The following is a 19,918-nucleotide window of genomic DNA, read 5'->3' on the forward strand; positions in this document are numbered from 1 at the left end:
TCCACCGCGATTCAGCGCAATGGAGCAATTGTATGATTTTTCGCCGGCGCGACGCCAGTCTTTGTTGTTTGGGGGATTTAAAGTCGGAATGCGGGCTCGAAGCGCCCTTTGACCTCGATCCCGAGGTCGAAGGTTTTCCCGCCCTGCGGGTCGGCTGCCCGCGCGGCGTCGTCCATGCCCTGCCAGGCCGAGGTCACCAGCAGACGTTCGGCCCTGGCGCCGACGAAAGCCGGGCAGCTCGGCTGCGTCGCCGGCACGGCGTAACGGGCGACCTTCCGGCCGTCGGGTTTATAGACCTCCACGGCGCTTGCGCCCCAGCGGGCGTTCCAGATCAGCCCGTCGGCATCGCAGACGGCGCCGTCGACGCCGCCCGGGCTCGTGCTTTCGTCCGAAAGCAGCACCGGATCGCCGGTCGGGAGCGCCGTCGCCGGATCTATGTCGACGCGCATCAGCTGGTTGACGTCGGTGTCGGTGAAATAGGCGGTAGCCCCGTCCGGGGAAAAGCAGATCGCGTTGGGAATGGTGATGTTGCCATAGAGCCTCGTGACGCGGCTGCCGGCCACATGGTAGATCGCACCCGCATGTTTCTCGGCGCTGCGCCCCATGGTGCCGACCCAAAGCGCGCCGCAGGGATGGACGCGTCCGTCGTTGGAGCGGTTGCCCGGCTTTTCCTCGAGCGTCGCGAAATGGCGTAGCTTCGAGCTTTCGGTGTCGCGCACGAAAAGGCCCTGATCCGAGGCGATCAACTGCCGTAGCGGATCGATCGCCGCAAGCACGCTGCCGAGGAAGGGCAGGGGATGGATCGCCTTCCGTCCGCTTTCGAGATGAAGCTCATGCAACTCGCGGCCCGTTATATTGAACCACCAGGCCGTTCCGGTGTCGGGGTCGAAGGTGGGGCCTTCGCCGAGTTCGCACGCGGCTTCCGAAAGGGTTCGGCCGGAAAAGGGAACGAGATCGGTCACTGCTGGCCTCCATAGACGGCATCATAGGCTGCGAGCGTGGCAATGGCCCGCTGCCGCACTTCCCCGGCGCTCATCCCGGCCTTGTAAAGGCTCGAACCGAGCCCGAAGCTGCGGATCCCGATCGCTGCATAGTCGGCGAAATTGACCTCCGACACGCCGCCGACCGCCGCGATCTCGAGATCGCCCGGCAGCACCGCGCGGATCGCCGCGATGCCGGAGGGGCCGAGCACGCTTGCCGGAAAGAACTTGAGGCCGCTGGCTCCGGCGGCGGCCGCCGCCAATGCCTCCGTCGGCGTGAAAACGCCTGGCATCGTCACCATGTCTTTCGTCGCAGCAAGCCGGATGACTGCCGGCTCGACATTGGGGCTCACCATCAGCCGCCCGCCGACATCGGCGAGGCGTTCCACCTGGGCCGTCGTCAGCACCGTACCGGCGCCGATAAGGCACCCGGCCGGAGCCATTTTGACGGCCGTCTCGATGGAGCGAAACGGGTCGGGCGAATTCAGCGGGATTTCGATCGCCGTGAAGCCTGTTTCGATGAGGGCGCCGACCACGCCTTCCGCCTCCTCCGGCTTCAGGCCGCGCAGGATCGCGATCAGCGGGCGTTTCATCGGAGGCAGGGGGATTCTTTCCATGTTCTTTCTTTCTATCACAAAGGCCAAATCGCACGGGCGGCTGAGGAAAGACCGGCCCGCACCGCCTCATCGGCGTCGACGGCCCGGACGTTGAGGCCCTGGCTTTCGAGGGCAGTACGATAAAGCGTGCCGAGCCCACCGGAGCCGACGAGGCATACGCCGTCCACCGTGCCCGAGGCCGCGAGCGCTCCGGCGATCTCCAGGCCTATCAGGGTCCCGGACAATTGCGCTCTCGCATCGGCGGCGCCGGTGCCGTGCAGAAGCTGCCCGGCACGAACGGAGAAGAGCAGATTGGTTGCGAGCGCCGGGTTCTCCCTCGTGCGGCTTACTGCATCCGTAAAGGCTGCGCTCCCGGTCGCGAAGGTTTCCGCTTCTGCCACCGCGTGGCTGAGGATGGTGTGGCGCGCGATGGTGTCGAAGAGCTCGCCGGTCATGAAGGTGGAAAAGCCCTCGACCCTGTCGTCGGCAAGACGGACCCATTTGCTGTGCGTGCCGGGCATGCAGACGAGATGGCTGCCGGCGCCGAGATGCCCGGCAGCGCCGAGGAGCTGCGTCTCCTCGCCGCGCATGACGTCCGGATGCCGTTGGTCGCGCTGGGCGAGGCCGGGGAGAATGCGGATGTCGCGGTCGACATCGGGAATGGCCGTGGCACGGCCGGCAATCTCGGCGAGTGCTGCGGGAGTTTCGATATACCCGGCCTCCTTCCAGCCCTGACGGGCGCCAGCCATGCCGCAGATGATGATCGGCAGATGCGCAGGCGCGGCGACCGCGGCGAGATGGCCGTCGAGAATCGTGTGAAAACCGGTCTTTGCGGCCGTCGTCATGCCCTCGGCGCTGCGGCGTTCGGCCAGCACCGCACCGTCCTCGCCGATGATCCACAGTCGGAAGCTGGATGTTCCCCAATCCACTGCGGCATAATAGCCTGCCGTCGTCAAAACACGCCTCCATCGATGATCATGGTCTGTGCGGTCATCGCCGCCGAACCGTCCGACGCCAGAAAGAGGCATGGGCCGACGAGATCGTCGGCGACGAGCATGCGCTTGAGGCACTGCCTTTCCTGCATCCGCGCGATCGATTCTTCCGTGAGCCACAAGCGCCGCTGCCGCTCCGTAACGATCATGCCGGGCAGGATCGCGTTGACGCGGATGTTATCCGGTCCGAGCTTGCCGGCGAGCGATTTGGTGAGGCCTATGATCCCGGCTTTGGCTGCAGAGTAGGCGGGGATTTCCGGCATATTGAGCATGAAGGCGATCGAGGAGAAATTGATGATCGATCCGCCGCCTTGCTGCTGCATGTGGGGCGCGACCGCCTGGCACATGAAGAAGATATGCCTGAGGTTGACGGAAAGGCTTTCGTCCCAGCTCTGCTCAGTGACCGCTTCGAGCGCCTGCCGGTCGTCGCGCGCGGCGTTGTTGACGAGGACACGGACGGAGCCGAGTTTGGCGGCCGCCTCGTCGGCTGCGGCCCGCACGGCCCCGACATTGCGGAGGTCTGCCTGGATGAAATGCGGCGCCTGCCCGGTCTGGGCCGCGACCTTCTCGCAGAGCGCCAGGCTCGCTTCCGCTGCAATGTCCACGAAGGCGACGTGGGCGCCTTGCCGGGCGAACGCCTCCACCAGTGCGGCTCCTATGCCGGAGCCGCCGCCGGTGACCAGAACTCCGCGATCGCGCAGATCAGGAAACTGGCTGCTCGGCAAGGTCATGGCTTCTCCCTGATACCGCGGCTGCGGGATTGGTTGTTCCAATATCCGGAACTGTGTTTTATTATATGGAATTATCGCGCCAATGCTTTTACCCTGTCAAGATAGCGCAGCGGAAAGCGGATAAGAAATGAAGCGGAAGAAAGAAGACGACATGGAAGGTGACCTCGTCGGCACCGGCACGCTTGGCAAGGCAATGGCCGTGCTGGAGGCAGTAGCCATGGCCGACCGCCCTCAGCGCTTCACGGATATATTGCAGACCGTCCGTCAGCCCCGCGGAACCCTGCACCGGCTGCTTGGCCATCTCGTCGAAGAGGGCTTGCTGGTGCAGCGCCGGGACTTGTCCTATGAGCCCGGGCTTCGCCTGTTGAAATTCGCTTATCGCTCCTGGTCGGGGAACCGGTTTCGCGAGATCGCCGCCCCCTATCTCCTGCACCTGCACCAATTGACCGGCGAGACGGTGCATCTGGGCGTGCTGCGGGAGACCGAGATCATCTATGTCGACAAGGTGGAAAGCCGGCAGACCGTCCGTATGAGTTCGCAGATCGGCAAGGCGTCGCCGGCCTATTGTACGGGTATCGGCAAGGCGGCTCTGTCGGTTCTTCCCGCAGGCGAGTTGCAGCGGATATCGACCGGAATGGAGTTTCACCCGTTCACGGCGCAAACGCATCGTTCGATAGAATCGCTCCTTGCCGAGATCGAGGAAGTCCGGCACGACGGCCATGCCTTCGACCGGGAGGAGCACGAGGCGGAGATCTGCTGCGTGGCTGCCCCGATCAGCGTTCCGGAACACGACCTGGTCGGAGGGATCTCCGTGACCGGTCCATCCTATCGGGTCAGCCTGCAGCAGCTGACCGCCTGGGCGCAGGACGTGCGCGAGGTGGCGGCAGAGATCGAGGAAGAGGTCCGGATCCGGCTTGGCCCCGGGCGGGAAACGGGGGCTGCGGCGCCGCGTGTCCTGCCGGACGAGCAAAGGTCTCCGTAACGGTTAAGGATTACAGCATGTTTTCCACGAAAAAGTGCGCGGGACCGCTTTACGGTAAATTAGAAGTTTCGACTGGACGAAAAGGTTCAAGATAAGTAGCTTCAATGCCGGTCTGCTGCCACGGCTGGTTGCATCGGGCGGAATTCTGGTGGAAGCGATAGCGTGGGTATGACAGCGCGAGCGTCATGCTCCAGCTGGAACGCGGATGTGAGAGGCGGGCGGAAGATGATCGATTTCAGCGTGGATATATCCTCATTGGTCCTCCCTGACGGTCACGCTATCAGCGGGTCGATCGACAGCGAGGATGATGTGCGGAGCGCGCTCGGCCGAGTGTCGGAAGGTTTCGGTTTTCGAGGCTTCATGGTCCTCGCCATTCCCGAGTCGGGGTCCCACAGTCTCACTGCGCAGGCGCTCATGACGACCTGGCCGATGGATTTCCTGAGGCGCTACGACAGTGCCCGCCTGATCGACGGCAGTCCCGTGATCCAGCGGTTGCGGCGCAGCACAATTCCCTTCACCTATGATGCTCATCTGCTCGCGCGCGGGCGCGTGGACGGAAAGGGCGAAGCTGCCATATGCGTTTTCGAACAGGCGAACATGCCGCGCGGGGTGTATCTGCCGGTCCATGATGCCGCGGGTCACCGCGCCGCCATCGCCTTCGGCGGTGACAGGTCCGCCGTGTCCGACGACGAGATGCAGGCTCTGAACCTCTGGGCCGGCCTTCTATACAGCCGGCTGAGCGAAGTCCGAACGCGCGACCGACGCGGCCCGGGCAGCCTTTCCCGGCGCGAGATCGAGTGTTTGCGCTGGGCCGCGGCTGGCAAGACGACGGTGGAGATGGCCCGCATAATGGCACTGTCGGAATATACGGTGAACCACTATCTCAACCGTGCGACGCGCAAGCTCGATTCGGTCAATCGCGTCCAAACTGTCGCCAAGGCGATACGCGCGGGCTTGATCAATTGATCGACGCAGGCGGGACATGAATAGAGCCCTTTACTCTCTCATCCCTGTGACAAGCACGGGAAATGGAGGCACGCGAACGCGACGCGGCCGTCTTTCGGCGCGAGCGGCTGAAGGCGGAGTCGGCGCTCATCGGCACGGTCGAAATGCACAGGGTTTTGCGCATCAGAGGTGATGATCGTCAATCACCTGTTGGCATTGCTCGGCCGCTCGGGCTATTTGATAGTCGATGACTGCGATGGAACCGCACCGATGCAAGAGATGATCACGAGGGGGACGACTGATATCGATCTGCCCCGGGGCGGCGATTTCGCGCCTGAGATAGCAAGGCTCGAGACCCAGTTCGACATTATTCGCTACATGCGGCGGATTACGCCGATTTTCGGCTTCAAGACGTTTCTCATCTGTTCGATCCCTGCAGTCGAGGTAGAGCGGCTCTCCGCCACCACGGTGATCTCGAACATGCCGGCCGAGCTCCTCAACAAATATGACAGCCTTTCGATGCTGCGCTTCAGCACCGGGGTGCGACGGTTGAGAGAGACGACGACGCCGTTTCAGATCAAGCTTGAAGACTGGGAGAGGGAGGGAGGCAAGCCCGACTCTGCCGCGGATTACATCGCCATGTTGCGCGATAACGGCATATTCCAAGCCAATTACTTCCCGGTCCACGATGCCGAAGGTGGCCGCGGCGCGGTCATCCTCATGGGCCCGGAAGCGGAATTACCGATGACGGCGGCGATGGAACTGCAGATGATCGCAATTCACGTCTATAACCGGCTTGCCGAGATCGGCTCTGTCTGGAAGAACACCAATACGGTTCTTTCCGAACGGGAGATCCAGTGCCTGAGCTGGACGGCCGCCGGCAAGACCAGCTCGGAAATCGCCGGTATCCTCGGCCTGTCGGAACACACGGTGAATCATTACCTCAACCACGTCACGAAGAAGCTCGACGCGGTGAACCGCACGCAGGCGGTCGTGAAGGCGATGAAAAAAGGCTATATCAGCTAGGGCCTGTTGAGAGTCATCCTCCGCCCCCATCTCTGTGCTTGTCACAGGAATGAGGGCAGCGCCGCGTCTGCGGCGCGGGAAGCGTTCTTTCAGCCCAAGGACTTGGTCTGGCTGGATTCCTGTGACAAGCACAGGAATGAGGAAATCAAACAAGCCGCAGCGGTTATTCGATCTCAACAGCTTTAGCCGGCAGCCCCATCGGCCGGAGCAAGTGGCCGGCGCATCTGCGAGCATTTCGTGTCCAAATGGCGCGCCTGCTCAGGAAATGAGCAGCGCAGTCTCTTGCGTATCCTCGATAGATGAAGAGCAATTTATTGGAAACTCTGGTTTTTTCCGGAAAGCTCCAACTGGCACGCATTGTGCATATTCAATTCCGTGTCCAGAGGGGACCATAATAAGACAGCGCCCAGGAAGGTCGCGACAAGGGCCGCCGCCGATCGCCCGTGATCCCGGATGTACGGACACGATGATCGGTTGGCGGCCCTCTCATTTTCCCACCTGTCGCATTGGCGAAGTGCCCCGGCTCGACTATCTAATACCCAGTTCCTTAAATCGGGTGCGATTTGGGCTAGCGATAGAGCAGTCGAAAGCGTTGCGCGCCAACGAAAGAGCAAGAGGCCGACATGCCGGATGTCACCCGGGAAATGGTTTTGGAGAAGCTACGGACCGTCCGCGGTCCGGATATGGAAGGAAACATCGTCGACCTCGGCCTTGTGTCCGATGTGTTCATTTCCGACGGCAAGGCCTACTTCTCGATCACCGTGCCGGCGGATCGGGCGAAGGAGCTCGAACCGATGCGGGCGGCCGCCGAACGGGTCGTGCGCGAGATTCCCGGCGTGAAGGCCGCCATGGTGGCATTGACTGCCGACCGCAAGGCCGCTCCGCAGAAGGGCCCGGTGGAGCGGCCCCGGCCGGCTCCGACGGGCCATGCGCCGGCGCAGCGGGCGGGCGGCGGGGCTGCACCAAAGGCCGGCATCCCCGGCGTCGGTGCCATTATCGCCGTCGCCTCGGGCAAAGGCGGAGTCGGCAAGTCCACCACCTCCGTCAATCTGGCGTTGGCGCTTCAGGCAAACGGGCTGAAGGTCGGGCTCCTCGATGCGGATATCTACGGCCCTTCGATGCCGCGGCTTTTGAAGATTTCCGGCCGCCCGCAACAGATCGAGGGGCGGCTTATCCGCCCGATGGAAAACTACGGCCTGAAAGTCATGTCGATGGGCTTCCTCGTGGACGAGGAGGTCGCGATGATCTGGCGCGGCCCGATGATCCAGTCGGCGCTCCTGCAGATGTTGCGCGAGGTGGCGTGGGGGGACCTCGACGTCCTGGTCGTGGACATGCCGCCGGGCACCGGTGACGCACAGCTGACGATGGCTCAGCAGGTGCCGCTCGCAGGCGCCGTCATCGTGTCGACGCCGCAGGACCTGGCGCTCGTGGATGCCCGCAAGGGTCTCGCCATGTTCCGCAAGGTCGAGGTTCCGGTTCTCGGGATCGTCGAAAACATGAGCTATTTCGTGGCGCCCGATACGGGCAGGCGCTACGACATCTTCGGTCATGGCGGCGCGCGCAAGGAAGCCGAGCGCATCGGCGTACCGTTCCTTGGAGAGGTGCCTTTGACCATGGGCATCCGGGAGACCTCCGATGCGGGAACCCCTCTCGTGGCGTCCGAGCCCGATGGCGAGGTCGCGCGCGTCTATCGCGACATCGCGGCGCGGGTCTGGGGAGAGGTCACCGCTGCCCGGCAGGACAACAGCCGTGCGATGCCGAACATCGTCTTCGAATAGCGCTTCGCCGCGGTCATGCCCAAGCGACCTGCCGGGGGATTCAGTGCGGCGCGACCGAGACATCCGACAGGGAAGCACCGGATCCCCGATGGCCATTGATTTTGCGTCGGGGTTGAGTCATATCCCCTTGGCTCGCATAGGCAAGTCAAAGCGAGCCACTGCCATCGCCGGAGACTTTGGTCGCCCGACTGCCGTCAACCGGCGTCGAAACGGCTGAAAGCCTTCATCGGATGAATCTGCTTTGTGGAAAATCGTGTGGCGGCTGATCCTGCGAAATCATCAAGGTTCATCGTCGTCGGCTGCATGAAAAAGGCGGCCGCATGATCACAGGCTATTGTATCAACGGTGAAGCGGTCGCTCTCTCCACGGCCGAGCCGCCGTCGGCCCTGCGTCCCGATCTCGTCTGGATTGACCTTGTCGAGCCAACCAAGGCGGAAGACCTGATGATCGAGGGACTGCTCGGAATTCCCATTCCGACGCGGGACGATCTGAGGGACATCGAACCTTCGAGCAGGCTTTATACGGACGACGGTGCCGTCTTCATGACCGCTTCGCTCGTCTATCGAAGCGACACGGAAATGCCGGGGTTGACGGATGTCGGCTTCATTCTGGCAGGCAAGCGCCTTGTCACCGTCCGCTATGCCGAGCCGAGGGCCTTCGGCCTGTTCAAGGCCGGCATGCATCGTATCCCCGGCGGCTGCCGCAACGGCGCGGTGATTCTGACGCGCCTGCTCGAGACGATTGTGGACAGGACGGCGGAAATTCTCGAGCAGGCTGTCGACAGGATCGACGACCTGGCGCTCCAGGTCTTCGGCGACAAGGCGTCTGGCCGGCGGCACCGGCCACCGCACTTTCTCGAAGCACGCCTGCGCGACGTCGCGGGCCATCATCGGCTTGTTGCGAAAACGCGCGACAGCCTCGCTTCGCTCTCCAGGCTGCTGACCTTCGTCTATACGGTTCCCGACGTTCAAGCAGACAAGGAAAGCCGGGAACTTTGCCGTACGGTATCGCGGGACATCCAGTCGCTCTCGGAACACACGGCTTTCATCTCTGGAAATATCACCTTCCTGCTCGATGCCTCGCTCGGCCTGATCAATGTCGAGCAGAATGCGATCATCAAGATCTTCTCGATCGCTTCGGTCGTTCTGTTGCCGCCGACGCTGGTCGCTTCTGTCTACGGCATGAACTTTCGCATCATGCCTGAGCTTGAATGGCAGTTCGGCTATCCGTGGGCGCTTGCGGCCATGGTACTTTCGGCCGTGATCCCCTTTTTCTTCTTCCGCTGGAAAGGCTGGCTCTAAGGGCCTGTTGAGCAACATGTCTCAATTGTCTGCTCCCGCGACACCCGGCGTGGAGAATATCCGTCGCCTGCTGGTTCTGGCGCTTGGCTCCGTGGGCGTCGTGTATGGCGATATCGGCACCAGCCCCCTCTATGCCTTCCGCGAGGCGTTGCGCCCCGTCGCGCACGACGGTGTGACGGACGTCGAGATCATCGGTCTGATCTCGCTGATGATCTGGGCGCTGACGATCATTGTCACGATAAAATACGTGCTTTTCCTGCTGCGGGCGGACAACCAGGGCGAGGGCGGCACGCTCTCCCTGCTTGCGCTGCTCATGAAGACCGCCAATGGTCACACGGCGATACTGTTCTTCATGGGCATTGCCGGCGCCGCACTCTTCATCGGCGACGCTATGATAACACCGGCACTGTCGGTGCTCTCGGCCGTCGAGGGTTTGAAGTTGGTGACCCCGGCCCTTTCGGACTACGTCGTTCCGATCGCCGTGGTCATCCTCCTGCTCCTCTTCGCCGTTCAGTCCAAAGGTACTGCCGCGGTTTCCAATTTCTTCGGCCCGATAACGCTCATCTGGTTCGTCGTCATGGGCGCGATCGGCTTCGTGCATATTTCCGACGACCTGTCGATCTTCAGAGCCTTCAACCCGTATTATTCCGTCACCTTTCTTTTCAACGAAGGCTATGTCGGTATCGTCGTACTCGGCGCCGTCTTCCTGACGGTCACGGGTGCCGAGGCGCTTTACGCCGATCTCGGCCATTTCGGCAGGCGGCCGATCCAATGGGCCTGGTTCACCGTGGTCTTCCCGGCGCTCACGCTGAACTATCTGGGGCAGGGCGCCTTCGTGCTGAAGAACCCGGAGGCGATGTCCGATCCGTTCTTCCTGATGTTTCCGAAATGGGCGCTGCTGCCCGCCGTCATTCTTGCGACCGCGGCCACCATCATCGCCAGTCAGGCGGTCATAACCGGCGCCTTTTCGCTGACGCGCCAGGCCATCCACCTTGGTTTCCTGCCGCGCATGGCGATCTTCCATACGTCCGAGACCCATACGGGCCAGATTTACCTGCCGAACGTCAACACGCTTTTGATGTTCGGCGTCATGGCGCTCGTCTTCCTCTTCGGCTCCTCGGAGGCGCTCGCGACCGCCTATGGCATCTCCGTCACCGGTGCGATGGTGGTCACCACGGTGCTTTCCTTCGAATTCCTGCGTATGCGGTGGAACTGGCCGAGCTGGTGGGCGGCGGGTGCGCTGCTGCCGTTGTTCGCGCTGGAATTCGTCTTCCTGGGCGCCAACATGCTGAAGATCCACGACGGGGGCTACGTGCCGATCCTGATTGCGGCGACCTTCATCGTCATCATGTGGACCTGGAAGCGCGGCACAGCAATCCTGCACGCCAAGACCCGCCATATCGACATTCCGCTGGCAAGCTTCATCAAATCGGTCGAGCGCCAGAGCGAGCACGCGCCGGTGTCGGTGACCGGCACGGCGATATTCCTGACCAGCGATCCGGAATCGACTCCTGCCGCCCTGTTGCACAACATCAAACACAACCACGTTCTGCATCAGCAGAACTTCATTCTGACGATCCGGACGGCAAACACGCCGAAGGTGCCGAGGGAAGAGCGGGTCAGCGCGCGGCGGTTGTCGGAGCGTTTCACTCTGCTGGAAATGAAGTTCGGCTTCATGGAGACGCAGAATGTCTCCCAGGCGCTGGGCCTCTTCAGAAAATCGGGCCTGAAATTCGACATCATGTCCACCTCTTTCTATCTCGGCCGCCGCAAACTCGTGCCCGACGCCCAGTCCGGCATGCCGCATTGGCAGGACCGTCTGTTCATCGCACTCGCCAATGCTGCGATCGATCCCTCCGATTATTTCCGCCTGCCGACGAACCGGGTGGTCGAACTCGGCTCTCACGTAATCATCTGATCCGTTTCACTGCGTCCGCATTAACCAAACATCAAGGTTAATGCCGCATTTTCAAGGCTCACGCGAAGCGGTCCCGGCGAGCCGGCCGGCCGCTTCCAAACCCTAGCGTCCTGCATGGAATCTTGTCGCTGGCTCATCGCCGGCTTGCGAGAGCGCGTGCTTGAGAAAGAGTTCCTGGAGCCGACCGGTGCGTAAGAGTTGGAAGTTGCGTGACAAGTTTCGGTTTTCGTTCTCGGCCTGGCGGGCCCCGGCGATCCTAGGCCTTGCCGTATTCCTCGGCTTCCCCTCGGCGGTCGCCTATTCGGACATTGCGACTTTTCTGTCCGGCATCAACCGCGGCGGCGAGCGTTGGCGCACCTATCTCACTCCGTCGCCGGCCGGCTCTCTCCACGAAGTCGAGATGGTCTTCACGGACCCGATCACCACCGGTGCGCTCGATGGCGGCGCCGGCATGACCCTGCCGGAAGGCGGCCGCGTGGCGCTGACCGCCGAATCCAAACACCAGGGGACGCCGGACGAGGATCGCGTGACGCGGAAGCTGAAGAAGGGGCGAATCGTCGCGGTAACGCCGGTGACCCCGCCCAAGGACTTCAGCGCCGGGTCCATCCTTCAGCGCACGAGCTCGCTTATCGGTCCGGCCGTCGACGGCCCCGAAAAGATGGTCTTTGCCAAGCCGAAGATCAAAGGCAAGGAAATAGAGATCGCCACGGTCTTTTACCGCAAGTCGCCGCCGAAGCCGGAACCGGGCCTCTCGCCGATGCTGGCCAAGCTCGTCACCAACGACAAGCCCGACATTCTTGCGACTGCCTATATCCGGCCCGAGCCGGACTATGCGCGTGAATCACCCTTCGATTCGATCCTGCGGAACGACGAAAATGCAGGGCGCTTCATTCCGGATATCGCGCCCGACGATCATGCCTGGGCGGCAACGCCGCTGCCGCCAACCGTCTTCAGCAAGGAAGAGCAGACCTGTCTGGCCGAGGGAATCTATTTCGAGGCACGCAGCGAGTCCGTCAAGGGCCAGGCCGCGGTGGCGCAGGTCATTCTCAATCGCGTCCGCAATCCGACCTACCCGAAGACGATCTGCGGCGTCGTCTACCAGAACAAGGCCTGGCGCAACCGCTGCCAGTTCTCTTTCGCCTGCGACATGATCCGCGACCTTATCTATTCGCGATCGCACTGGAAGACGGCCAAGGAAGTCGCGCTGGCGGTCACCTCCGGAAGGATATGGCTGTCGGAAGTCGGCTCGGCGACCCATTATCACGCCACCTATGTGAATCCCGCCTGGGCCAAGACGATGAAGCGGGTCGGCAAGATCGGGCTGCACATCTTCTACAGAACCTATGGCGGCGGCTGGAGCTGACGGCGTAGCCGCCTCAGCGTCCCTGTCGGCCGCCGGAGCCGCGGGTGTGACCCCGCCGCTGGCTGCGATTCCCTCTGCACCTTTGTCGCAGCTTGCCGGATTTATTGCTAAGCCTCTGAATTAAAATAAGAATATTGTCCACGTCGAAGGTGCCCGCATGCCTTGACTATGCGGGTGCCTAAAACTATGTTGCGCGCGACTTCAAATGGGGCCGAAGCGTGGCTTGAACAGCGGCCGTTTGTATGACCGAGATCGCGTTCGACCGCGTGGGGGTGCAAAGGGGAGCCATGTGACGGAGAAGCCGGAAGAAAGTCTGGAAGCGCGGCTCAAGCGCCTCGGCGACGACATCAAGTCCAAGAAGCGGGCGGATGTCTCGGAAGGGGCGGATGGGCGCGCCGATGAAAGCCGCAAGGGGTACGCGGCGGCGATGAAGCTTTCGAGCGAATTCATCGCCGGCATCCTGGTCGGGGCGTTTCTGGGCTATCTTTTGGACCACTTTGCGGGTACAGGGCCGTGGGGCATGATCGTCCTCCTGCTACTCGGCTTCTGTGCCGGCGTGTTGAACGTGCTGCGTTCCGCCGGTGTGGTGGCGAAGCCCGACGAGCGGAAGGGTGAGCCGGGCACGGACAAAGAGGACGGCGGCGTCTGATACGTCGCCGGGAAGAACAGGATTTCCGCTCGCGGGCGGGCAAAACGAAAGAGAAGCGCGGTGTCAAACGATCCGACCCACCAGTTCCTGGTCAACAAGATTGTCCCGATCGAGATTGGCGGAATTGACTTTTCCTTCACCAATGCGTCGCTGTTCATGGTCGCGACAGTGGGTGCGGCCGCGGGCTTCCTCTATCTGACGACGTCGCAGCGTGGGCTGATCCCGACGCGCATGCAGTCGGTTTCGGAAATGTCCTACGAATTCATCGCCTCGATGCTTCGCGAGGGCGCCGGCAGTCACGGGATGAAGTTCTTCCCGATGGTCTTCTCGCTGTTCATGTTCATTCTGACGGCGAACCTGCTCGGCATGGTCCCCTATTTCTTCACCGTCACCAGCCAGATCATCGTCACCTTCGCGCTTGCGGTCTTCGTGATCGGCACCGTCCTTCTCTACGGCTTCTACAAGCACGGTTTCGGCTTCCTCAAGCTGTTCGTGCCGCAAGGCGTGCCGGGCGCGCTTCTGCCGCTTGTCGTCTCGATCGAAATCATCTCGTTCCTTTCCCGTCCGATCAGCCTCTCGGTCCGTCTTTTCGCCAACATGCTGGCGGGCCACATCACGCTGAAGGTCTTCGCAGGCTTCGTCGCATCGCTCAGCGCTTTTGGGGCGCTCGGCATCGGCGGCGCGATCCTGCCGCTCATCATGACCGTCGCCCTTACCGGTCTTGAATTCCTTGTCGCCTTCCTCCAGGCCTATGTCTTTGCGGTGCTGACCTGCATGTACCTCAACGATGCGGTCCACCCCGGAGGCCACTAAGGAATAAACAGTCGCTGGTTTCCGGTCGGCTTGCCGCCGGAAGCGCAAATCCTAAGCCGCAACACCATTTCGAAGGAGTCAATCATGGAAGCGGAAGCAGCAAAGTACATCGGTGCAGGTCTTGCATGCCTTGGTATGGCCGGCACGGCTCTCGGCCTCGGCAACATCTTCGGCAGCTACCTGTCCGGCGCTCTGCGCAATCCGTCGGCAGCTGACGGCCAGTTCGGCCGCCTCGTCTTCGGCTTCGCCGTTACGGAAGCTCTGGGCATCTTCTCGCTGCTCATTGCACTCCTCCTCCTCTTCGCCGTCTGATATCGGCAGAAGTTTTGGCCGCGGCCGAAAGGCCGCGGCCGCGCATATTCTTGAGTGCACCTGGAGGTGAGCATGTTTGTGACCGCGGCATACGCCCAGTCATCCACCACCGAAGGCGCCGAAGCACACGATGCCGCTGCGGCCGGTGAGGTGCACACCGAAACGGGTGTGGCCCACGAAGGCGAGCATGGCTCCGGCGTGTTCCCGCCCTTCGATTCGACCCATTTCGCTTCGCAGCTTCTTTGGCTTGCGATTACGTTCGGGCTTTTCTATCTCCTGATGTCGAAAGTCATCATCCCCCGCATTGGCGGTATCCTCGAGACGCGCCATGACCGGATCGCTCAGGACCTCGACGAGGCATCTCGTCTGAAGGGCGAGGCCGATGCGGCCATCGCCGCCTACGAGCAGGAACTGGCAGGCGCAAGGGCAAAAGGCCATTCGATTGCGGACACCGCACGCGAAGCTGCCAAGACGAAGGCCAAGGCCGATCGCGACGGTGTCGAAGCCGAGCTCGCGAAGAAGATTGCCGCCGCAGAGGCGCGCATCGGCGACATCAAGTCAAAAGCGCTTGCCGATGTCGGCGCCATCGCCGAGGAAACTGCTACGGCCGTGGTCAAGCAATTGATCGGCGGAACCGTCACCAAGTCCGAGATCGCTGCGGCGTTCAAGGCTTCGGCCGGCAACTGAGGATAAGAGAACAATGGCTCTTGATGCGACTTTCTATGCCCTCGTAGGCCTTATTCTCTTCTTTGCCCTCATCGCCTATCTCAAGGTTCCGGGCATGGTCGGCAAGGCACTCGACGCCCGCGCCGACAAGATCAGCAACGAACTGGCGGAAGCGAAGCGTCTGCGCGAGGAAGCGCAGAGCCTCGTTGCCGAATATCAGCGCAAGCGCAAGGATGCCGAGGCGGAAGCCGCGAGCATCGTCGCCGCTGCCCAGCGCGAAGCAGAGATGCTGACGGCGGAAGCAAGGCAGAAAACCGAAGAATATGTCGCGCGCCGCACGGCACTTTCCGAACAGAAGATCAAGCAGGCCGAAAGCGATGCGATCAATGCGGTTCGTGCTGCTGCCGTAGACCTGGCAATCAGCGCAGCCGAGAAAGTGATCGCGAGCAAGGCCGACGCAGGCGCTCAGGAGTCGCTCTTCAAGAAGGCGCTCGGCGAGGTCAAGTCACGCCTGAACTGAGAGTCGGTTCGACCGAGATTCAAGGCCCCGCTTCGGCGGGGTTTTTTCGTTGGGCGCATGGGAGGTTGTCTCCGACAGTCCCCGGGTTTCGGCTTCAGCGGTTTTGATCGTGTCGACCAAGCCCTTGCCGGGACGGACGCTCATGCCTACAGCCTGGATGAAGGCCGCGGAGCCGCTTTGCGCGGCGCGGAAGAAAGCTTCCGGTTTACGCCCCCGATCAAAGCCAGGGCCGGGGTCGACTACAGTTGTCGGAACGGGCGGAAGCTCATGCGGTGCAGGGAGCAGGGGCCGTGGCTTTCGATCGCGCTGCGATGCTTCACCGTCGCATAGCCCGCGTGATGGGCAAAGCCGTAGAGGGGAAAGGTTGCATCGGCCCGGGCCATCATCCGGTCGCGGGTGACTTTGGCAACGATCGATGCGGCGGCGATCGACACCGAGCGGCTGTCGCCTTTGACGATGGCCTTGGCGTGACAGGTAAGCCCGGGAGGGACGTCGCGGCCGTCGACGAGAACGATGCGGGCCGCCAGCTCCAGGCCATGAACGGCGCGGCGCATCGCATCGAGGCTGGCTTTCAGTATGTCGGTCGTGTCGATGCGGGCCGACGAGGACGAGGCGATCGAGACCGTCGCCGTCGCCAGAATCTCCTCGAACAATGCCTCGCGCTGCTCCGCGCTCAAGAGCTTGCTATCGTTGAGGCCCGCCGGGATCGCCTCCGGATTGAGGATGACAGCCGCAGCGACGACAGGGCCCGCGAGCGGGCCACGTCCGGCCTCGTCGGCGCCCGCCACCGGCCAGAGACCGTCGCGCTGCGCCGCGCGTTCGAACGTGAAATCCGGAACGGCCGGCGGAAGAGGGAAAAGAGGGGAATCGGGCTGTTTGCTGCGTGTCATGCGGGCGACATTGGCATACTCGCCCGATTCCCTTCAAGTCCCCGGCTCGGTTTGCGGCGGTTGCCGGGGAAGACCAGCACCGCCCCCGAGGCAAGGGGCGGACACTGGAAGTTTTAAGGCACATCGGCGGTCGAGATCGCGACGTTTGTTCAATCTCCGGTGCGATAGCCTGTCGAAACGGTCTGCATCAAAGCAGCGACAGTTGAACCCCCATCCCGAGGGGCGGCACGAAGAGATCGCTGCGCAATTGCCGGCGCGTCAGATTGAGGCCGAGCCGCTTGGCCGCCAGCTCGAATCGACGGCCGATCTGCCAGGCGTAAGGTCCACTGCCCTTCATTCGTTTACCGAACTCGGCATCGTAATCCTTGCCGCCGCGCATGGAACGGATGAGCGACATGACGTGCCGGTAGCGGTCCGGATAGTTTCTGAGAAGCCAATCACGGAACAGGGGGCTCACCTCCAGCGGAAGCCGGAGGAGGACGTAGCTCGCATCCGAGGCGCCGGCCGTCTTCGCCGAATCGAGCACGCGCTCGATCTCGTGGTCGTTCAGCGCCGGAATGATCGGCGCGACCAGAACGCCAGCGGGAATGCCGGCCTCGGAAATTGCGCGTAGCGCCTCCAGCCGCTTGGTGGGCGTCGACGCCCGCGGCTCCATGCTGCGCGCCAGTTTCCGGTCGAGCGTGGTCACGGAAATCCCGACCCGGGCAAGCCCCTTTTCCGCCATCGGTGCCAGCAGGTCGATGTCGCGCGTCACCATGGCCGATTTGGTAACGATCATGACCGGATGATTGGCGTCCTTGAGCACCTCCAGGATCTGGCGCATGATCCGCCATTCCTTTTCGATCGGCTGATAGGGATCGGTATTTGTGCCGATCGCGATCGGACGGAGCTTATAGTCCGGCTTCGCCAGTTCGCGCTCGAGAAGACGTGGCGCGTCCGGCTTGGCGAAGAGCTTGGCTTCGAAATCGAGCCCTGCCGAGAGCCCCATATAGGCGTGCGTAGGGCGCGCGAAGCAGTAGATGCAGCCGTGCTCGCAGCCACGATAGGGGTTGATCGATCGGTCGAAAGATATATCGGGAGAATCGTTGCGCGTGATCGCGGTCTTCGGCTTTTCTATCTGGACCTCGGTCTTGAACGGCGGCAGCTCCTCGAGCGTTTGCCACCCGTCATCGAAGACTTCGCGCGTCATCGGCTCGAAGCGTCCGGAGATGTTGAGGGCGGCACCGCGGCCGCGCCGACGATCGACGTCGATTCTAATGCCGGTTCCGGCGACGAGGGCCTCCGCCACATCCGCGCTGTTGCCGGGCGCATAGACGCCCTGCTTGAGTTGAGACAGATCGCTCATCGAAATCTCCCGGAACCATGCTCGGTTCGCTTGGTGCTGATTATTTTCCTAGCGCAGAAAAGGGAACAAAGCAAGAACAAATATTCAGCGCAGGTCCGGGGAAGCTCCGTGATCATCCCGCACCCTGCGCGGAACGGCGCTTGTAGCAATCTGCGCTGCGATGCGGTAGGAACGCCTATGCTGACGGTCATCATGGAAACGAAGGACAACGAAGCGGAGCTCGCGCAGACGCTCTCGGCGCTCGTTGCCGGTGCGGTGGAAGGGCTCGTCAGCGATGTCATAATCCTGGACCACGGATCGACCGACGGCTGTCCCAGGATCGCGGATGCTGCTGGCTGCCGCTTCTGCCTCGACTGGGATCTCGGCGATGTCCTTCGTTCGGCCCGCGGCGAGTGGCTGATGCTGCTGGAGCCTGGTGCCCGCCCCATCGGTCGCTGGGTGGATGAATTGGCCGAATACGTCTCTCTGAACAGGAGCCCGGCGCAGTTTTCTCCCTCGCGAATGCATAAGCGCCCGCTTCTCAAGCGCCTGGCGCACAGGTCGCCGCCGCTGGAGTCCGGATTTCTGATGCCGAAGGGTGATGCGGTCGCGGCTGCGCGCGGCAAGATGCCGCTCAGCCGCCTTACGAGCGGACGAGCTGCCCGCAAACTTGCGACCGAGCTCGTCCCAGCCTGGGTCGCAATGGAGAACCGGGCGACCGGTGAACGGCATCGGACGCCTGATTCCAAGATGTGAGCTTGCGATAGGTTGTCCATTCGGGCCCGACCGAGGTGTCGGGGGACCCAAATGGCATCGTTGTTGTCAGAGCGAGCGGACTGCAAGCGAGTTCAATTGCCAGGCCGAGTCGATCGAAATGTCGATGCTGACGTCATTGAGGAGTGCCCAGATGCGATCGGCCACGCCGACATAGATCCAGAGCTCGCGGCCAGCGGGGAAGGCCATCTCGGTGAAGAGGTTGATGATTCTTCGTTCCCCAGGAACGGCCTGGATTGAGGTGCCGGGGAAGCTCTCGCCATCGCCGCTGCAGTCGAGGCCCGAGGCGAACCACTGGTCGCTCACCTCGTTCGCCGGTTCGACATCCTCCCAGTTCCAGAACACAGCCAACACGAGGCGGCCGCGCGTCGTCGCGTGAAAGTCGGACCACCCGAACTCGTCGTAGGTCGAGATGTGATGGCGGCAGATGAGGGCCGACAGGTCGGCCTTGACTTGCAGTATCCCGGTGCGAAGCGTCTTGAACGGCACGAGATAGCCGTTCTCCCGATAGGCACAGAGAAGATCCACGTCGGAGGCATCGCTGTTGCGGGCGATCAGTTTCGATCCAAACCGGCCGGCACAGTCCAGATAGGAACTGTTCTCCACGATTGCCCCGTCGCCGGTTGCCTGATTCTGATCGAGTCTGTCCCAGCAGCCTCCAAAGGGCGGGAGAAACAGCTTTTCCTTGTCCGGGTCGGGCGCGACATACACGATCGGTGGCTGTTTGAAGATGTCGGTCACGCTGCCGACCACCGTTTCGTGGCGGTGGAAGGCTTCAGGGCTCTTCACCAACGCGCCGACTTCGCCATAGGCGCGCTTATGAAGCCGTTTGAGCGCGTTCAGATCAAGGTCGGCATTCCTGGCCTCCACGAACGACCTGTATCGAAGACCGGGGCCGCGCGGATCGTCCCGCAAGCCCGACCTTGCAACATTCTTGATCCTGTCGCGCAGTTCAGGTGCAATGATATGCCGTCGCTGCTCCGCGAAGGACTGGCGCAATGCGTCCAGCTTGTCCACCGTTGCCTGCCATTCTTCTTTGCGCCGACTTTCGTAGAGCGCCCGCAGCCCCAGCGGAATCTCGGCCGCAGGCCAATCCGTTTTCGAATATGTATGCTCTGCCGTTCCCATGACCTCCTCCTTACCCTCGCGGGGTCGCGGCGCGGAGCCTCGAGCGGCGCGCCTGCGTCGTTAATGAAAACCGGGAAAAGGGGCTCCGAGTCGGTAAACAGGAATGGGCTTTCTCCGGCGATGAGAAGCCATCATATGCCGGTGGTAGCCCCGAGCTGAGCCTCTTCTCCGAAGCAAGAATGGGGCGTACCTTGCGGTACCCCCCAAAGTGGCTCTCAAATGACCTTGTT

At 62.3% G+C, this 19,918-nt stretch carries 20 protein-coding genes; 13 read left to right on the plus strand and 7 right to left on the minus strand.

What is annotated here, in order from left to right; translation table 11 throughout:
* Window positions 1-77 precede the first annotated feature (77 nt).
* From CN933_RS07345 to CN933_RS07360, 4 genes are read right to left on the minus strand one after another with little or no spacing between them, the layout of a single operon-like run.
* On the minus strand, window positions 78-962 hold the full coding sequence (locus CN933_RS07345) for an SMP-30/gluconolactonase/LRE family protein (RefSeq protein ID WP_018094369.1): 885 nt from the start codon (window positions 960-962) through the stop codon (window positions 78-80).
* Window positions 959-1,597 (minus strand): 2-dehydro-3-deoxy-6-phosphogalactonate aldolase, encoded by a 639-nt coding sequence (locus tag CN933_RS07350; RefSeq protein WP_018094370.1) that lies wholly within the window; start codon window positions 1,595-1,597, stop codon window positions 959-961. The genes CN933_RS07345 and CN933_RS07350 overlap by 4 nt, the downstream gene beginning before the upstream one ends.
* Window positions 1,598-1,611: 14 nt before the next feature.
* The gene (locus CN933_RS07355) at window positions 1,612-2,532 is read right to left on the minus strand and encodes a 2-dehydro-3-deoxygalactonokinase (protein WP_018094371.1); all 921 of its coding nucleotides are present in this window, start codon (window positions 2,530-2,532) and stop codon (window positions 1,612-1,614) included.
* The gene (locus CN933_RS07360; protein WP_018094372.1) at window positions 2,529-3,299 is read right to left on the minus strand and encodes an SDR family NAD(P)-dependent oxidoreductase; all 771 of its coding nucleotides are present in this window, start codon (window positions 3,297-3,299) and stop codon (window positions 2,529-2,531) included. Before CN933_RS07360 ends, CN933_RS07355 begins: the two co-directional genes overlap by 4 nt.
* Window positions 3,300-3,426: 127 nt before the next feature.
* On the opposite strand from CN933_RS07360, the gene CN933_RS07365 reads away from it, so the two are divergent.
* The 12 genes from CN933_RS07365 (at window position 3,427) to CN933_RS07420 (ending at window position 15,572) form a co-directional block, all read left to right on the plus strand.
* Window positions 3,427-4,281, plus strand: coding sequence for an IclR family transcriptional regulator (locus tag CN933_RS07365; RefSeq protein WP_018094373.1), 855 nt, complete (start codon window positions 3,427-3,429; stop codon window positions 4,279-4,281).
* A gap of 225 nt (window positions 4,282-4,506) precedes the next feature.
* On the plus strand, window positions 4,507-5,247 hold the full coding sequence (locus CN933_RS07370) for a helix-turn-helix transcriptional regulator (RefSeq protein ID WP_018094374.1): 741 nt from the start codon (window positions 4,507-4,509) through the stop codon (window positions 5,245-5,247).
* Between the two features lie 171 nt (window positions 5,248-5,418).
* On the plus strand, window positions 5,419-6,252 hold the full coding sequence (nurR, locus tag CN933_RS07375; RefSeq protein WP_018094375.1) for a LuxR family transcriptional regulator NurR: 834 nt from the start codon (window positions 5,419-5,421) through the stop codon (window positions 6,250-6,252).
* Window positions 6,253-6,875: 623 nt separating this feature from the next.
* Window positions 6,876-8,030, plus strand: a complete 1,155-nt coding sequence (locus CN933_RS07380) for an Mrp/NBP35 family ATP-binding protein (RefSeq protein ID WP_018094376.1) — start codon at window positions 6,876-6,878, stop codon at window positions 8,028-8,030.
* A gap of 320 nt (window positions 8,031-8,350) precedes the next feature.
* Window positions 8,351-9,331 carry a magnesium transporter CorA family protein gene (locus CN933_RS07385; protein ID WP_018094378.1) on the plus strand — a complete coding sequence of 327 codons (981 nt, stop codon included), beginning with the start codon at window positions 8,351-8,353 and terminating at the stop codon, window positions 9,329-9,331.
* Between the two features lie 16 nt (window positions 9,332-9,347).
* Window positions 9,348-11,249: a potassium transporter Kup gene (locus CN933_RS07390; protein ID WP_033047212.1), complete on the plus strand. Its 1,902-nt coding sequence runs from the start codon at window positions 9,348-9,350 to the stop codon at window positions 11,247-11,249.
* Between the two features lie 205 nt (window positions 11,250-11,454).
* On the plus strand, window positions 11,455-12,612 hold the full coding sequence (locus CN933_RS07395) for a cell wall hydrolase (protein ID WP_080636397.1): 1,158 nt from the start codon (window positions 11,455-11,457) through the stop codon (window positions 12,610-12,612).
* A gap of 289 nt (window positions 12,613-12,901) precedes the next feature.
* Entirely contained in the window at window positions 12,902-13,261 is a 360-nt protein-coding gene (locus CN933_RS07400; RefSeq protein ID WP_018094381.1) for an AtpZ/AtpI family protein, read from the plus strand.
* 60 nt (window positions 13,262-13,321) lie between these two features.
* The gene (locus CN933_RS07405; RefSeq protein WP_018094382.1) at window positions 13,322-14,074 is read left to right on the plus strand and encodes a F0F1 ATP synthase subunit A; all 753 of its coding nucleotides are present in this window, start codon (window positions 13,322-13,324) and stop codon (window positions 14,072-14,074) included.
* An 84-nt stretch (window positions 14,075-14,158) separates the two neighbouring features.
* Window positions 14,159-14,386: a F0F1 ATP synthase subunit C gene (locus CN933_RS07410; protein WP_003533642.1), complete on the plus strand. Its 228-nt coding sequence runs from the start codon at window positions 14,159-14,161 to the stop codon at window positions 14,384-14,386.
* A 72-nt stretch (window positions 14,387-14,458) separates the two neighbouring features.
* The gene (locus CN933_RS07415) at window positions 14,459-15,073 is read left to right on the plus strand and encodes a F0F1 ATP synthase subunit B (protein ID WP_018094383.1); all 615 of its coding nucleotides are present in this window, start codon (window positions 14,459-14,461) and stop codon (window positions 15,071-15,073) included.
* 13 nt (window positions 15,074-15,086) lie between these two features.
* A complete protein-coding gene (locus tag CN933_RS07420; protein ID WP_018094384.1) occupies window positions 15,087-15,572 on the plus strand; it encodes a F0F1 ATP synthase subunit B in 486 nt (161 codons plus the stop codon).
* A gap of 239 nt (window positions 15,573-15,811) precedes the next feature.
* Here the strand turns inward: CN933_RS07420 and rnhB are convergent, their stop codons facing one another.
* Window positions 15,812-16,462 carry a ribonuclease HII gene (rnhB, locus tag CN933_RS07425; protein WP_018094385.1) on the minus strand — a complete coding sequence of 217 codons (651 nt, stop codon included), beginning with the start codon at window positions 16,460-16,462 and terminating at the stop codon, window positions 15,812-15,814.
* A 187-nt stretch (window positions 16,463-16,649) separates the two neighbouring features.
* Window positions 16,650-17,807 carry a PA0069 family radical SAM protein gene (locus CN933_RS07430; RefSeq protein WP_018094386.1) on the minus strand — a complete coding sequence of 386 codons (1,158 nt, stop codon included), beginning with the start codon at window positions 17,805-17,807 and terminating at the stop codon, window positions 16,650-16,652.
* Between the two features lie 177 nt (window positions 17,808-17,984).
* On the opposite strand from CN933_RS07430, the gene CN933_RS07435 reads away from it, so the two are divergent.
* On the plus strand, window positions 17,985-18,542 hold the full coding sequence (locus CN933_RS07435) for a glycosyltransferase family protein (protein ID WP_018094387.1): 558 nt from the start codon (window positions 17,985-17,987) through the stop codon (window positions 18,540-18,542).
* Window positions 18,543-18,608: 66 nt separating this feature from the next.
* Here CN933_RS07435 and CN933_RS07440 read toward each other — a convergent pair whose 3' ends face one another.
* The gene (locus CN933_RS07440) at window positions 18,609-19,688 is read right to left on the minus strand and encodes a hypothetical protein (protein WP_102761389.1); all 1,080 of its coding nucleotides are present in this window, start codon (window positions 19,686-19,688) and stop codon (window positions 18,609-18,611) included.
* Window positions 19,689-19,918: the final 230 nt, after the last annotated feature.

This window comes from Sinorhizobium sp. M4_45, from assembly GCF_002885915.1.
Taxonomy (GTDB): Bacteria; Pseudomonadota; Alphaproteobacteria; order Rhizobiales; family Rhizobiaceae; genus Sinorhizobium; species Sinorhizobium meliloti_A.

What these genes read in the sequence shown, in the direction of transcription:
- CN933_RS07350 (WP_018094370.1), bottom strand. Translation starts at nt 1,597, where the DNA reads ATGGAAAGAATCCCCCTGCCTCCGATGAAACGCCCGCTGATCGCGATC.
- CN933_RS07360 (WP_018094372.1), bottom strand. Translation starts at nt 3,299, where the DNA reads ATGACCTTGCCGAGCAGCCAGTTTCCTGATCTGCGCGATCGCGGAGTT.
- CN933_RS07365 (WP_018094373.1), top strand. Translation starts at nt 3,427, where the DNA reads ATGAAGCGGAAGAAAGAAGACGACATGGAAGGTGACCTCGTCGGCACC.
- CN933_RS07370 (WP_018094374.1), top strand. Translation starts at nt 4,507, where the DNA reads ATGATCGATTTCAGCGTGGATATATCCTCATTGGTCCTCCCTGACGGT.
- nurR (WP_018094375.1), top strand. Translation starts at nt 5,419, where the DNA reads ATGATCGTCAATCACCTGTTGGCATTGCTCGGCCGCTCGGGCTATTTG.
- CN933_RS07380 (WP_018094376.1), top strand. Translation starts at nt 6,876, where the DNA reads ATGCCGGATGTCACCCGGGAAATGGTTTTGGAGAAGCTACGGACCGTC.
- CN933_RS07385 (WP_018094378.1), top strand. Translation starts at nt 8,351, where the DNA reads ATGATCACAGGCTATTGTATCAACGGTGAAGCGGTCGCTCTCTCCACG.
- CN933_RS07390 (WP_033047212.1), top strand. Translation starts at nt 9,348, where the DNA reads ATGTCTCAATTGTCTGCTCCCGCGACACCCGGCGTGGAGAATATCCGT.
- CN933_RS07410 (WP_003533642.1), top strand. Translation starts at nt 14,159, where the DNA reads ATGGAAGCGGAAGCAGCAAAGTACATCGGTGCAGGTCTTGCATGCCTT.
- CN933_RS07415 (WP_018094383.1), top strand. Translation starts at nt 14,459, where the DNA reads ATGTTTGTGACCGCGGCATACGCCCAGTCATCCACCACCGAAGGCGCC.
- CN933_RS07420 (WP_018094384.1), top strand. Translation starts at nt 15,087, where the DNA reads ATGGCTCTTGATGCGACTTTCTATGCCCTCGTAGGCCTTATTCTCTTC.
- rnhB (WP_018094385.1), bottom strand. Translation starts at nt 16,462, where the DNA reads ATGACACGCAGCAAACAGCCCGATTCCCCTCTTTTCCCTCTTCCGCCG.
- CN933_RS07430 (WP_018094386.1), bottom strand. Translation starts at nt 17,807, where the DNA reads ATGAGCGATCTGTCTCAACTCAAGCAGGGCGTCTATGCGCCCGGCAAC.
- CN933_RS07435 (WP_018094387.1), top strand. Translation starts at nt 17,985, where the DNA reads ATGCTGACGGTCATCATGGAAACGAAGGACAACGAAGCGGAGCTCGCG.
- CN933_RS07440 (WP_102761389.1), bottom strand. Translation starts at nt 19,688, where the DNA reads ATGGGAACGGCAGAGCATACATATTCGAAAACGGATTGGCCTGCGGCC.